Genomic DNA, 12,246 nt, shown 5'->3' on the forward strand with positions numbered 1-12,246 from the left:
GTCCGTCCCGAGGAGCCATAATATGCTCCTGTAGCTCAGTCGGTAGAGCGTTTCCATGGTAAGGAAGAGGTCGCAGGTTCGATTCCTGTCGGGAGCACCAGAAGTAACCTATTGAAAATGGCCCGTTGGTGAAGCGGTTTAACACAGCAGCCTTTCACGCTGTCATTCAGGGGTTCGAATCCCCTACGGGTCACCTAAAAACACCTTAAGAATGCTTAAGGTACCTGCAAAGTTCTCAGAGTATGCTAAGAAGCATACTCGTCACTTTGTCAGGGATTTGGAGGCTTAGCTCAGCTGGGAGAGCATCTGCCTTACAAGCAGAGGGTCGGCGGTTCGATCCCGTCAGCCTCCACCATAAAAAATGGGGAGATAGTGAAGTGGCTAAACACGGCAGACTGTAAATCTGCTCCCTCCGGGTTCGGCGGTTCGAATCCGTCTCTCCCCACCATTTTTTATTTTGCGGGTTGTTGGGGTATAGCCAAGCGGTAAGGCAACGGACTTTGACTCCGTCATTCCTAGGTTCAAATCCTAGTACCCCAGCCATTTTGCGAGCCATTAGCTCAGTTGGTAGAGCATCTGACTTTTAATCAGAGGGTCGAAGGTTCGAGTCCTTCATGGCTCACCAGTTTTTTAAAAATCATATAAGTGCCCTTAGCTCAGCTGGATAGAGCGTTTGACTACGAATCAAAAGGTCGGGAGTTCGAATCTCTCAGGGCACGCCACTTATCGGGAAGTAGCTCAGCTTGGTAGAGTACTTGGCTTGGGACCAAGGGGTCGCAGGTTCGAATCCTGTCTTCCCGACCATTTTTTATGCGGGTGTAGTTCAATGGTAGAACTCCAGCCTTCCAAGCTGGTCGCGTGGGTTCGATTCCCATCACCCGCTCCATATGCTTACTAGAAACGAGAAACCGAAATGGTTGCTCGTTTTTTTGTGTTTTTGACAAAGCTTGTCCGACAGGTTATTTATGCAAAATCATGTCGAGTTGAGTCATTTTGCCTTCCGAGGCTACAATATAGGAGTAGAGAATGAAATGAACGAAGGAAAGGGTGGCACTTTTATGAACAAAAACATGAGCATTGTTGGTGTACCGATGGATCTAGGTGCAGACCGCCGCGGAGTTGATATGGGACCTAGCGCTATCCGTTATGCAGGTGTTGTAGCACGCCTGGAAAAGATGGGTTTCAATATTGAAGACCGAGGAGATATTTTTGTAACGCGCCCTCATCACTTCACTGAGACGGAAAACCATAAATACCTGGATGAAGTCGTGGAAGCCAATGAAAAGCTTGCCAATGTTGTAAGCGATATCATGACTGCTGGTCGCTTCCCGCTCGTATTGGGTGGCGATCACAGTATTGCCCTTGGAACCATAGCGGGTGTGGCGAAGCACGTAAAAAACCTGGGTGTCATTTGGTTTGACGCTCATGGTGATTTGAATACAGGTGCCACTTCTCCATCGGGAAATATTCACGGTATGCCTCTGGCAGCGAGCTTGGGGTATGGGCACGATCGTCTGACGAACATTGGGGGATATACACCAAAGGTAAAGGCAGAAAACGTGGTCATCATCGGTGCGCGTGATCTGGATCAAGGTGAGCGTGAATTGATCAAGCGTATTGGGATGAAGGTTTTCACCATGCATGAAATTGATAAGTTGGGTATGGCTCGAGTCATGGATGAGGCAATCGCGCATGTGTCCAAAAACACAGATGGCGTGCATTTGAGCCTCGACTTGGATGGGCTTGATCCACATGATGCTCCGGGAGTAGGGACGCCAGTAATAGGTGGTATCTCCTATCGTGAAGGGCATGTCTCATTGGAAATGCTGGCAGATGCAGATGTTCTTTGTTCGGCAGAATTTGTGGAGGTCAACCCGATTCTTGACCGAGAAAACATGACAGCTCGCGTTGCCGTCGCTTTAATGAGTTCCGTTTTTGGTGATAAATTACTGTAAAATAATAGAAGCATATCATGAAAAAAGAGAGGCACTTGGCCCTCTTTTTTTGTTTTACCGCATCTTTACATTGATAGGGGAAAGCGGTACATTCTAAGGATGGAGACGAAGTTTATTTAATAGTTGGTCCAGTTGTACACTTAGCGAAACTAATTCTGGAGTAATGCAGGCTTGTTTTTTGTACTGATCGTTGAGTTCTTTTCGCAGCATTTCAATCTCGAGGAGAACGTCTTTTTTTGACAATCGTTGCACTCTCCTTTCCACCTGTAAGATAAATGAGCTATCATTATTTATATATAGAGGAAAGCCATACGCTTATTCCTCTATTTCCCAACAAATTATCTGCACAAACACAAGATTAAAAATGAAACCATATGCAGTATCATCCGTATATAGGATTACGGTATTGTGGGGAGGATCGCATGGATTTTGTAGAGAAACGGTTGACTCAGCGGGCAAAACGCGGAGACCGTGAAGCTTTTGCGGAGTTAATCGAGATTTATAAAGACAAGATATTTCAGCTCGCATATCGTATGGTGGGAAACCGTCAGGATGCAGAGGACATCGCGCAAGAAACATTTTTGCGTGTCTATGCCAATTTGCATTCATACGATGACAATTATAAGTTCTCCACGTGGATCTACAGGATCGCGACCAATCTATGTATCGACCGTGGCCGAAAAAAACGACCTGACTTTTCATTGGATGAAGAAACCGAACCAGGGCAAGGCCTGGACTGGTATTCACGCCTGTCTTCTAACGAGCGAACACCGGAGGACAAAGTCGTAACACAGGAGCTGCAGGAGACCGTGCAAGATGCTTTGTCTCACTTACAGCCTAAATATCGCTCGATTATGATCTTGCGTTATATCGAGGATTTGTCGTTGCAGGAGATCAGCGATATCGTAAAGCTTCCCATAACGACAATCAAGACGCGTATTCACCGAGGAAGGGAAGCATTACGCAGCAAGTTGCGATTGATGTGAGAAAGGAGAAAATCACGATGGAATGCCGGGATATGATTTGCCTCATCCACGAATATCTGGATGGGGACACTGATGAATTAGCCAATCTGCAATTGCAAACGCACATAGAGTCTTGTGTGAGTTGTCGCCAGCATATGCATGAGTTGCAGAGAGCCATCGCTTTTGTTCAAAGCGCTTCACATATTCATGTCTCTTCTGATTTTACAGCTCGTGTACTTGCGCAATTGCCTGCGCCGACGAAGGCGAATCTGTTATCAGGATGGCTTCGTAATCATCCGTTTTTGACAGCTGCAGCGGTATTTCTCTTCTTGATGACCGGCAGCGTACTCAACAGTTGGTTTGATCAGGATGACACTCTACAGGTATCCTCTGCTAATTTGGATAAATTAAAAATAGATCGTGAACGCAATGTCGTGGTTGTACCAGCTGGAACCAATATTAATGGAGACTTGGTTGTCCGCAACGGAAACATTGATGTTCAAGGGCATGTAACAGGAAATGTTGTGGCCATTGAAGGAAAAGTGTTCGTGGCATCTACCGCCCAAGTCGTAGGAAATACCGAATCGATCGAAGCAATCGTAGATTGGATTTGGTATGAGGTGAAAAATATTGGAAATGACTTGCTTCCGATCTTGCCATAAGAGAAAATAGAGAGTACAGCTATCAGAGCACGGCAGTGGAGCCGTGCTTTTTCCGCAGGAGATAGACTGACTTCATTAGATGGAGCGAGATATGGGGGCTTCGTTATGATATCGATATCCATGGATTATGGGGATTTGCTACGGTATGCAACGGATATTTTACTCGTTACATACGTGTTCTATAAAATTATTATGCTTATTCGTGGGACGCGCGCTGTACAATTGCTGAAAGGGATTATGGTCATCGTCATCACATGGTTCCTTAGCAAATACTTCCAGCTGACGGCACTGCACGCGCTGATGAATCAAGCTTTTACATTCGGGGTTTTGGCGGTCGTCATCATCTTCCAGCCGGAGTTGCGTCGAGCACTGGAGCAGCTTGGTCGAGGAAAGCTTTTTTCCCGTTCAAGCAGTACGCAGGATGACGAGGCGGTTAGCCGCTTGGTTCAAGAGGTGGGCAAATCGGTTACGTACATGGCCAAGCGTCGCATTGGGGCACTGATCGTCATTGAGAGAGAGACGGGTCTAAATGACTACGTGGAAACGGGGATTGGCATTAATGGGCGAGTCAGCTCGGAGCTGCTGATTAATATTTTCATCCCGAATACACCGTTGCATGATGGTGCAGTCATTATGCGAAAAGACATGATTATGGCTGCTGCCTGTTATCTTCCACTGTCTGAGAACAATTCCATTTCCAAGGAGTTGGGGACACGTCATCGAGCGGCAATAGGGTTAAGTGAGGTTTCCGATGGCATTGCGATCATCGTATCCGAAGAGACTGGTCAGGTATCCTTTGCCGCACATGGAGCAATGAATCGCAATCTGACGGAGGCGCAACTGGCAGAGATGCTGACAGAACAGCTTCAGCCTCTGTCCAAAGGCAAATCCATGGGAAGTCGTTGGCAATGGAGGCGAAAACATGGATAAATGGTTAAACAGTCACTGGTTTGCACGTGCTGTTGCGTTGCTTTTGGCTATCATGACGTGGATGATTGTCAATCTGGAAGCCGAACAAACGACGACTCCTGAGGCAAGTCAGCCAACTTTTATTGATAGTGTCAATTTGCATGTGAAATACGATACGGACCGTTATCAGGTGGTCAAGCAACAACGAACGGTAAAGGTCGCCTTGGAAAGCAATAATCCTTTTTATCGACACAATTTCTTTCCGGAGGACTCGTGGGAAGTGTATGTCGATGCGACGAGCCTGGGCAAAGGAACACATCGTGTACCTGTTCAGTACAAGGGATTCCCGGATGAAGTCAAGGTAGGAATCATCCCGAATATCGTGGAAATTACCTTGGAAGAGAAGAAGACCGTTGAGCGTGAAGTTTCCGTGGAGAAATTGGGGCAGGTCGCCCTTGGTTATACGGCTGGAGAGCCTATCGTGAAGCCGTTTAGAGCGCTTGTAAGGGTGCCAGAAAGCCAAGTAAATAAGGTAGCAGCGGTTAAGGCTTCGGTTGACCTGGAAGGGGCTACTTCCGCAATCAAAACAACGGTTCCGCTCAAAGTCGTGGACAAGTCTGGCAACGTCATTCAGGGGGCAGATGTGGTGCCGCTTACGGTAGAAGTGAACATTCCCGTAACGAGTCCGTTTGCTAAAGTGCCAATCAAATTAAACTTGACGAATGAATTGCCGAATGGCTATAGTTTGGCTAGTATGGGTATGAATGTGGAAGAGGTCACGGTCTATGGGCCGAAGGAAGTCATTGATGGCATCAAATCCAACACATACCCAGGGCCGGAAATCGATCTCGGCAACATTACATCAGATCGCGATATAGAGCTAAAGATACCGTTAATGGATAATATCGTGAAGGTAGAGCCGGAGTATTTGACCGTATCGCTGAAAGTCGTTCCATCAACGACCAAGCGTTTGGATAAAATTCCGGTTCGCATTAGCGGGCTATCAGAAAGCATGGAAGCAAAGGTACTATCCACCGATGGCCAAGAGATGTCTACAATCGACTTCGACGTGATCGGCGCTCCAGTAGTGCTGAATCAGTTGAGGCATGAAGACTTGCAGGTCGTAGCAGATGTCAGCAATATGCCGGCGGGTGTATACGAAGTACCATTGAATTACATCTTCAATCAGTCGGAGTATATCAAGACTTCTGCGAGCGCACCGAAAAAGGTCACAATTCAAATCACGAACAAGCAAAGGTAGACATAAGCTGTTGTGTGCACAAGGAAGGAAATGAGGGACAATCATGGGGAAGTATTTCGGAACAGACGGTGTACGCGGTGTAGCAAATACACAACTGACACCCGAACTGGCATTTAAAATCGGACGCGTTGGTGGTTACGTTCTCACCAGACACAAGCAGGAAGGGAAACCAAAAGTGGTGATTGGGCGCGATACGCGCATTTCCGGACAAATGCTGGAAAACGCACTTTTGGCTGGACTGTTATCGGTTGGAGCAGAAGTAGTCAGATTGGGTGTTATCTCCACCTCGGGGGTAGCGTATCTCACACGTGCACTTGGTGCAGATGCGGGTGTTATGATCTCCGCTTCTCACAATCCGTTTCCGGATAACGGAATCAAGTTCTTCGGCAGCAACGGTTTTAAACTGTCCGACGAAGTGGAAGCTGAAGTAGAGCAGTATTTGGACGCGGCAGAGGATACGATGCCTCGACCAACAGGCGAACAAATCGGGACGGTTCTGGAATTCCTGGAGGGTGGACAAAAGTACCTCTCTCACTTGAAGAGTACCGTATCTGAGCGATTTGACGGTCTGAAGGTAGTCTTGGACTGTGCAAATGGTGCTGTCTCATCATTGGCAGCTCGTCTGTTTGCGGATGTGGACGCAGAAGTGATCACGATTGGTGCGAATCCGAATGGAATCAACATCAATGACCAGTGCGGTTCAACGCATCCAGAACGTCTAGTAGAAGAAGTACTGAAGCATAAAGCTGACCTGGGCCTTTCCTTTGATGGGGACGCAGATCGCTGCATTGCAGTGGATAATAATGGTGAAATCATCGACGGCGACTATATTATGGCGATCTGTGCACGAGCGCTCAAGGCTAAAGGAAAGCTCAACAACAATACAGTTGTCACGACCGTAATGGCCAACATGGGCTTCTTCAAAGGGATGGAAGAGTGCTCCATCAATACGACGAAGACTGCTGTCGGGGATCGCTATGTCGTAGAAGAGATGCTGCGCGGCGGCTATAATCTCGGTGGTGAACAGTCCGGCCATATCGTTTTCCTGGACTACAATACGACAGGAGACGGTCTGTTAACAGGTCTGCAGCTCTTGAACATCATCAAGGAGTCTGGCAAGCCATTGTCCGAGCTCAAACAAGTGATGGTCAAGTATCCGCAGCTCCTGATCAATGTCCGTGTAGAGGACAAGTCAAAGCTGAATGGCAATGAAGCCATTGCGCAGGCGATTCGTGAAGTAGAAGAAGATTTGGCTGGCAACGGTCGCGTTCTGGTTCGTCCGTCCGGAACAGAGCCAATCGTACGTGTCATGGCAGAAGGTCCAGATGCCGCACAGTTGGAAGGGCTCGTGAATCGGATCGTTGACGTAGTCAAACAACAATTGGTGTAAAATTAGTGTAAAAAGTTGCAGGGAGCGGTTTCGATGCCGCTCCTTATTGCATACAACTACAATACGACGACAAGATATTGTCGCTCTCCACAATCTGTGGTACAGTGTTCATGTGCACTAGCACCAAGAAGGAAAAAAATGGGAGGGATTGTGCAAAAAAGAACAAGCATTGTAAATCAAATGCATACCATTGGAAAGCGCCAGCACTGAGGCTGCCCGACATGGAGCCTTAGTGGACGAGGTGGAGGTTTATCGAAGGATTCGGCGGATACCTCCCGGCAGCAGTATCACTGCCGCAGAGCGCAGGGACAAAACATCAGGGTGATCTGATGGACAAAACCTTGCGTGTGATACGTTTTTTGCCATTGCCGAAATAAATGAAACAAAGTGAACCTATAAAAAACATGGAATGGCGGGGGACTCACCCCCGTACCATTGTTCGGGTGGAAGTCCCTCGCCAATTTGGAAGGGGACCATACACTTATGTGCGGAATCGTTGGATATATTGGAAATAAACAAGCGCAAGACATCGTAATCGGAGGACTTCGCAAGCTGGAATATCGCGGCTATGATTCAGCAGGGGTTGCTGTCGTGAACGAAAACGGCTTGGAGTACTCAAAAGCTCAGGGACGTCTGGCTGTTCTGGAAGGTCGTTTGGAGTCGAAGCCATTGACTGGTTCTATGGGAATTGGGCATACACGTTGGGCGACACACGGAAAACCGTCTGACGAGAACTCCCACCCACATACAGACGAGAAAGCAGCTTTTGCAGTCGTTCACAACGGGATTATTGAAAACTTCCTGCCATTGAAAGAAGAGCTGCTGGCAAAAGGCTACACGTTCACTTCTGAGACAGATACCGAGGTTATCGCTCACTTGCTCGCTGACATGTACGATGGCGATATCGTTTCTACAGCGCGTCGTGCTGTGCAACGCATGCGTGGTGCTTATGCATTGGGAATCATGACGCAGCACGAGCCAGATAAGCTGGTAGCGATTCGTTTGGCTAGCCCACTGGTAGTTGGTGTGGGCCAAGGCGAGAGCTTTATCGGTTCGGATATCCCGGCTATTTTGGAGCATACACGTGACGTGTACATTTTGAACGAAGGCGAAATGGCTGTGTTGACTCGCGACGGTGTAGAACTGATGAACGCGGAGACCGGTGAGAAAATCGAGCGGGAACTGTTCCATGTCGAGTGGGATCTGGTACAAGCGGAAAAAGGCGGATATGATTCCTTCATGCTCAAGGAAATGCACGAGCAGCCTCAAGCTGTTCGCGATACCATGGGTGCCCGCATTGACGAGGACAACAAGCGAGTGATTTTGCCTGAGCTGAAAATGAGCGATGCGGAACTGGCGACATACGATCGCATCTACATCGTGGCATGCGGTACTTCCATGCACGCAGGTCTCGTCGGTAAGGATGTTATCGAAAAATGGACTCGCGTACCTGTAGAGGTAGCAGTCGCTTCCGAGTTCCGTTACCGTGACCCGATCTACACTGACAAGACACTGATGATCGTCATCAGCCAATCTGGTGAGACTGCGGACACGCTGGCTGCACTGCGTGAGGCGAAAAAGAGCAACGTGAAGGTGTTGGCTATCACCAACGTGGTAGGCAGCTCTGTAGCTCGTGAAGCTGAGGAAGTGATCTTTACGTGGGCTGGTCCAGAAGTAGCGGTAGCATCCACCAAAGCATACACCTCCCAAGTAGTAGCCCTGTACTTGTTCAGCCTGTATTTGGCTCAAGTAAAAGGCACCATGGCGGCTGCTGAGGTTGCTGAAGTGGTTGAGCACCTGAGCGAGATCCCTGGCAAAATTGCTTCCATGCTGAAGGACGATGATCAAATTCGTCGTTTTGCAGAGGGCACAAAAGAGGTAAGCAGCCTGTTCTTCATCGGCCGCAGCCTCGATTATGCGGTATCGCTGGAAGGCTCTCTGAAGCTGAAGGAAATCTCCTACATTCACTCCGAGGCGTATCCAGCTGGTGAGCTGAAGCACGGTACTCTTGCGCTGATTGAAGATAATGTTCCAGTTGTAGCTTTGGCTACGCAACCAGACATCTACGAAAAAACGGTAAGCAACATCGTGGAAGTAAAAGCTCGCGGCGCTCATGTACTGGGCTTTGCGACTGAAGGCAACCACGATCTGGCGAAGAGTGTGGATGAGGTTATTTACATGCCAGCCACTCTGCCAATGCTCACACCGATTCTGACCGTCATTCCATTGCAATTGCTTGCCTACTACGCTTCTGTCGCTCGCGGCCTTGACGTGGATAAACCACGGAACTTGGCGAAGAGTGTGACGGTTGAGTAAGGGTTGAAGGGAATAAGAACAAAATCCTGTTGTTCAGTGACATTAGAGTTACTAAATTGACATTAGAGTTACTAAATTGACATTAGAGTTACTAAATTGACATTAGAGTTACTAAATTTCCGAGATCTAAAGTTCAAAGCTGCTCGGGACATAAATTATATTGGCCCTGCCTTGCTACAGTTCACTTTACTGCAGCAAGGTTTCTTTGTGTTTAAAAATGACTGAAATTTAGCTTTGAATATTTGGAAAATCAATACATGCGAGCATGTTATGACCACTGTTTTTGCAAAATATAGTTGGTAGCCAAAAAAGCATTAGCCTAACTAGCTAATGCTTTTTTATCTAAGTGTGGTGCAGAGATGATTAATAAAGTTCTAGACTGGTGACCAGGTTAAACTAACGGGTAGTTTAAAGTAGAAGGAAACAGGTGGAAAATGGCGAATTGTTTTGGGGCTAGTTCTTACCACAAAGATACATGAAAGGACTAAATATATGAGCAAGAAGCAAAAAAAATCTTTTGATAATGCACTTAATAAAAGTCTTGAAGGTATTCCGTTGAAGCAAATAAATCCAGCAGTAAAAGCCTTGCAAGGGATAGCAGGCGTACAATTCAACCACCATCCACCAGCAGTAAAAGCCTTGCAAGGGATAGCAGGCGTAGATTGGAACCAGCTTTCCTTAGTAGAAAAAGCCTTGCAAGGGATAGCATCAGAAAGGGCTTTTCAACGAAAAACCGGGGTGGTTCCTACAATCGAAAAGGCGAGTTTTGACTTTATGAGCCGCTTAAGTAGTCTTCCTAAGCGCTATAATTATCATTCTGAAAAACAGAATAACCAAAAACCCCTTTTTTCCGTTGTTTCTGAAGAAACAAAACAGCCTGTACCGGTTGAGGAATTGGAAAGTGCCTTTGGATTGTTGGATATTATTGGGGAAGTTACTGAGGAAGAGATGATTGGATTCGTCGGACATCTACTACGTTATCCGATGCTAGCATTGGAACATAGAGTTGGAAGGCTTATTCGCGATACTGTTAATGGTTTAGTCACAACAGGCCATATAAGCGGGTCGTTCTACCGTTGTCGTGTACGAAATTCAGATCAACTAATGCCTTGGACAGAAGCGGAAATGTGGGAAGCACCCAATGGAGTCAGCGCACAAGGACGTTTTAATACAATCGGTAGTGGTTTTTTATATCTCTCTAGAGATCAGGAAGCAGCCGTTTTAGAAATGAAACAACCTATGGGAACGATAATAGACATAATGAAGTTAGCCTTTGAAGCAGAAATAAAGGTTATTGATATTACCGATGATGAAGTTGCCTTGTTTCGTTATTGCATGTTTAAAGTATCTAATGACCCTTCCAGGGTTAAAAAAGAATATTTGGTTTCAAATTTCCTTGGACAATGCTGCCAAAAGGAGAACATTCACGCAATCAAATATAAAAGTGTCTTGGCCCCTGATGTAAGCAACTATGTTTTTTTTGATTATTTGAAGGAATGGTTTAAATATGAATCCTCAGCATCCGTAAGAACCGGGGGTTAAATCCATATGAAGTGCAATAGTTCCATGTATTTAATGTCCAATCCTGAAGGCTTTCAGCTAACGGGTTCGTTAGCGTAATAAAACAGTGGCGGGGCTGCTTGGGGGTAAAATTCACGTTTAAGAGTCGCGCGATGGTTTCTTTACTTTGTCCTCGTTACGGTTCGTGGTCATCAGTATAAAAGCCTATATAATACGGAGATTCTCCGCGCTGAATGCCATGATAGTCTCAACCGTTTCCTCCAGGCTGGTATAAGGTGAATTAAGAAATTACAGCAGGAATAGGGAAGGTCCTTTATCAATGGAGGGCCTTCCTTGCGTTAATTGCATATAGCTCGTTGTTTCTGAAAAATCCCAAGCAATTGGGATTTTTACCCTCAGGGGCGTTTGCCAGCCCAGGATGTAATCGGCACCCCATTGTCAATCTCTTGACAGTCGATGAAACTTTTGATCTAACCACTATATTCAGTTTTTAATGAATAAATGCCACTAAAATGAATACTATAAAAAGTATATAAACTAAAAGAGAATAGACTTTTACGCCCATATCACAAAGAATCTATGTTCGCAATAGACCGATAAAACCTTGTATGACGCGGGTTCGAAATTATTAAGGGCTGTCTGTTCCATTTCCCTATCGATACGTTTATACTATATAGAGAAAGAGAGAGGTAATTTATGGTGGTCTTACTCGATGGTAGGCAACTTCTTTATTAAGGAGGGGTTTATCATGAAGAAAGACCAAAAGAGAAAACGCAAGAAATGTGACAAGACCAGTGATCGCAAAACTTGGTTAGTGGTGGTTACGACACTTGTCACTACACTGCCTCCGATTATTCTCAAGAGTCTCGATTTGGCAATAGCGATAATCAATAACGGTAATTAATCGGGTATATCCCGAAAAAAAGAAATAACCTCGCGCCGACCAAAGCTAAAGGTTATCTCCAAAAAATCCTATTTTGCCGATCCAAAGAGGGACCGCCGATTGACCAAAGATGTTTCCCCAAACATCTTTGGTTTTTTTATGATCACTTCTACTCGAAAGAGCTTCGGAAGTAGATCGTAATCATCGTCAACCCTATTATACGTCACGGTATAGTGACACACAATCTTTTTGAATATTAACATTCAAAAAACTGAATTGAAACTCAGACATAAAATTGTCTTGTCTTGATCCACAATTTATGTTCCATCACTATAAAGCGAAACTCCATTGAAAAACTTCCATGTCTTGATGATTCTTATTTTC

Annotated in this window: 10 protein-coding genes and 9 tRNA genes; 18 read left to right on the top strand and 1 reads right to left on the bottom strand. The window is 46.1% G+C overall.

Annotation, left to right across the window (positions count from 1 at the left end):
* Positions 1-24 precede the first annotated feature (24 nt).
* The 10 genes from C7R94_RS17340 (at position 25) to rocF (ending at position 1,955) form a co-directional block, all read left to right on the top strand.
* A tRNA-Thr gene (locus C7R94_RS17340) sits at positions 25-100 on the top strand.
* A gap of 19 nt (positions 101-119) precedes the next feature.
* Positions 120-193, top strand: a tRNA-Glu gene (locus C7R94_RS17345).
* An 86-nt stretch (positions 194-279) separates the two neighbouring features.
* Positions 280-355, top strand: a tRNA-Val gene (locus C7R94_RS17350).
* 8 nt (positions 356-363) lie between these two features.
* Positions 364-448, top strand: a tRNA-Tyr gene (locus C7R94_RS17355).
* 20 nt (positions 449-468) lie between these two features.
* Positions 469-543: transfer RNA gene (locus C7R94_RS17360), tRNA-Gln, on the top strand.
* Between the two features lie 6 nt (positions 544-549).
* Positions 550-625, top strand: a tRNA-Lys gene (locus C7R94_RS17365).
* Between the two features lie 20 nt (positions 626-645).
* A tRNA-Arg gene (locus C7R94_RS17370) sits at positions 646-722 on the top strand.
* A 5-nt stretch (positions 723-727) separates the two neighbouring features.
* A tRNA-Pro gene (locus tag C7R94_RS17375) sits at positions 728-804 on the top strand.
* Positions 805-812: 8 nt separating this feature from the next.
* Positions 813-886 (top strand) — tRNA-Gly (locus C7R94_RS17380).
* 172 nt (positions 887-1,058) lie between these two features.
* On the top strand, positions 1,059-1,955 hold the full coding sequence (gene rocF / locus C7R94_RS17385; RefSeq protein ID WP_106783385.1) for an arginase: 897 nt from the start codon (positions 1,059-1,061) through the stop codon (positions 1,953-1,955).
* Positions 1,956-2,048: 93 nt separating this feature from the next.
* On the opposite strand, the gene C7R94_RS17390 is transcribed toward rocF, so the two are convergent.
* Positions 2,049-2,219 carry a Spo0E family sporulation regulatory protein-aspartic acid phosphatase gene (locus C7R94_RS17390; RefSeq protein ID WP_412679233.1) on the bottom strand — a complete coding sequence of 57 codons (171 nt, stop codon included), beginning with the start codon at positions 2,217-2,219 and terminating at the stop codon, positions 2,049-2,051.
* A 158-nt stretch (positions 2,220-2,377) separates the two neighbouring features.
* Here C7R94_RS17390 and sigW point away from each other — a divergent pair, with 158 nt between their 5' ends.
* From sigW to C7R94_RS30075, 8 genes are all read left to right on the top strand, one after another.
* Complete coding sequence (sigW, locus tag C7R94_RS17395; protein ID WP_007725279.1) at positions 2,378-2,941, top strand: RNA polymerase sigma factor SigW; 564 nt, start codon at positions 2,378-2,380, stop codon at positions 2,939-2,941.
* 17 nt (positions 2,942-2,958) lie between these two features.
* Positions 2,959-3,582, top strand: coding sequence for a zf-HC2 domain-containing protein (locus C7R94_RS17400; protein ID WP_106783239.1), 624 nt, complete (start codon positions 2,959-2,961; stop codon positions 3,580-3,582).
* A 105-nt stretch (positions 3,583-3,687) separates the two neighbouring features.
* On the top strand, positions 3,688-4,512 hold the full coding sequence (cdaA, locus tag C7R94_RS17405) for a diadenylate cyclase CdaA (RefSeq protein ID WP_007725283.1): 825 nt from the start codon (positions 3,688-3,690) through the stop codon (positions 4,510-4,512).
* Positions 4,505-5,752, top strand: coding sequence for a CdaR family protein (locus C7R94_RS17410; protein WP_106783241.1), 1,248 nt, complete (start codon positions 4,505-4,507; stop codon positions 5,750-5,752). Before cdaA ends, C7R94_RS17410 begins: the two co-directional genes overlap by 8 nt.
* Positions 5,753-5,795: 43 nt before the next feature.
* Positions 5,796-7,142 carry a phosphoglucosamine mutase gene (glmM, locus tag C7R94_RS17415; protein WP_012684019.1) on the top strand — a complete coding sequence of 449 codons (1,347 nt, stop codon included), beginning with the start codon at positions 5,796-5,798 and terminating at the stop codon, positions 7,140-7,142.
* 483 nt (positions 7,143-7,625) lie between these two features.
* On the top strand, positions 7,626-9,458 hold the full coding sequence (glmS, locus tag C7R94_RS17420) for a glutamine--fructose-6-phosphate transaminase (isomerizing) (protein ID WP_106783243.1): 1,833 nt from the start codon (positions 7,626-7,628) through the stop codon (positions 9,456-9,458).
* Between the two features lie 492 nt (positions 9,459-9,950).
* A complete protein-coding gene (locus C7R94_RS17425; protein ID WP_146142805.1) occupies positions 9,951-11,000 on the top strand; it encodes an RES family NAD+ phosphorylase in 1,050 nt (349 codons plus the stop codon).
* Between the two features lie 727 nt (positions 11,001-11,727).
* Complete coding sequence (locus C7R94_RS30075; protein WP_158264689.1) at positions 11,728-11,883, top strand: hypothetical protein; 156 nt, start codon at positions 11,728-11,730, stop codon at positions 11,881-11,883.
* The last annotated feature ends 363 nt before the right edge of the window (positions 11,884-12,246 follow it).

The sequence above is a fragment of the Brevibacillus sp. NRRL NRS-603 genome, from assembly GCF_003013445.1.
Classification (GTDB): Bacteria; Bacillota; Bacilli; order Brevibacillales; family Brevibacillaceae; genus Brevibacillus; species Brevibacillus formosus.

What these genes read in the sequence shown, in the direction of transcription:
- rocF (WP_106783385.1), top strand. Translation starts at nt 1,059, where the DNA reads ATGAACAAAAACATGAGCATTGTTGGTGTACCGATGGATCTAGGTGCA.
- sigW (WP_007725279.1), top strand. Translation starts at nt 2,378, where the DNA reads ATGGATTTTGTAGAGAAACGGTTGACTCAGCGGGCAAAACGCGGAGAC.
- C7R94_RS17400 (WP_106783239.1), top strand. Translation starts at nt 2,959, where the DNA reads ATGGAATGCCGGGATATGATTTGCCTCATCCACGAATATCTGGATGGG.
- cdaA (WP_007725283.1), top strand. Translation starts at nt 3,688, where the DNA reads ATGATATCGATATCCATGGATTATGGGGATTTGCTACGGTATGCAACG.
- C7R94_RS17410 (WP_106783241.1), top strand. Translation starts at nt 4,505, where the DNA reads ATGGATAAATGGTTAAACAGTCACTGGTTTGCACGTGCTGTTGCGTTG.
- glmM (WP_012684019.1), top strand. Translation starts at nt 5,796, where the DNA reads ATGGGGAAGTATTTCGGAACAGACGGTGTACGCGGTGTAGCAAATACA.
- glmS (WP_106783243.1), top strand. Translation starts at nt 7,626, where the DNA reads ATGTGCGGAATCGTTGGATATATTGGAAATAAACAAGCGCAAGACATC.
- C7R94_RS17425 (WP_146142805.1), top strand. Translation starts at nt 9,951, where the DNA reads ATGAGCAAGAAGCAAAAAAAATCTTTTGATAATGCACTTAATAAAAGT.
- C7R94_RS30075 (WP_158264689.1), top strand. Translation starts at nt 11,728, where the DNA reads ATGAAGAAAGACCAAAAGAGAAAACGCAAGAAATGTGACAAGACCAGT.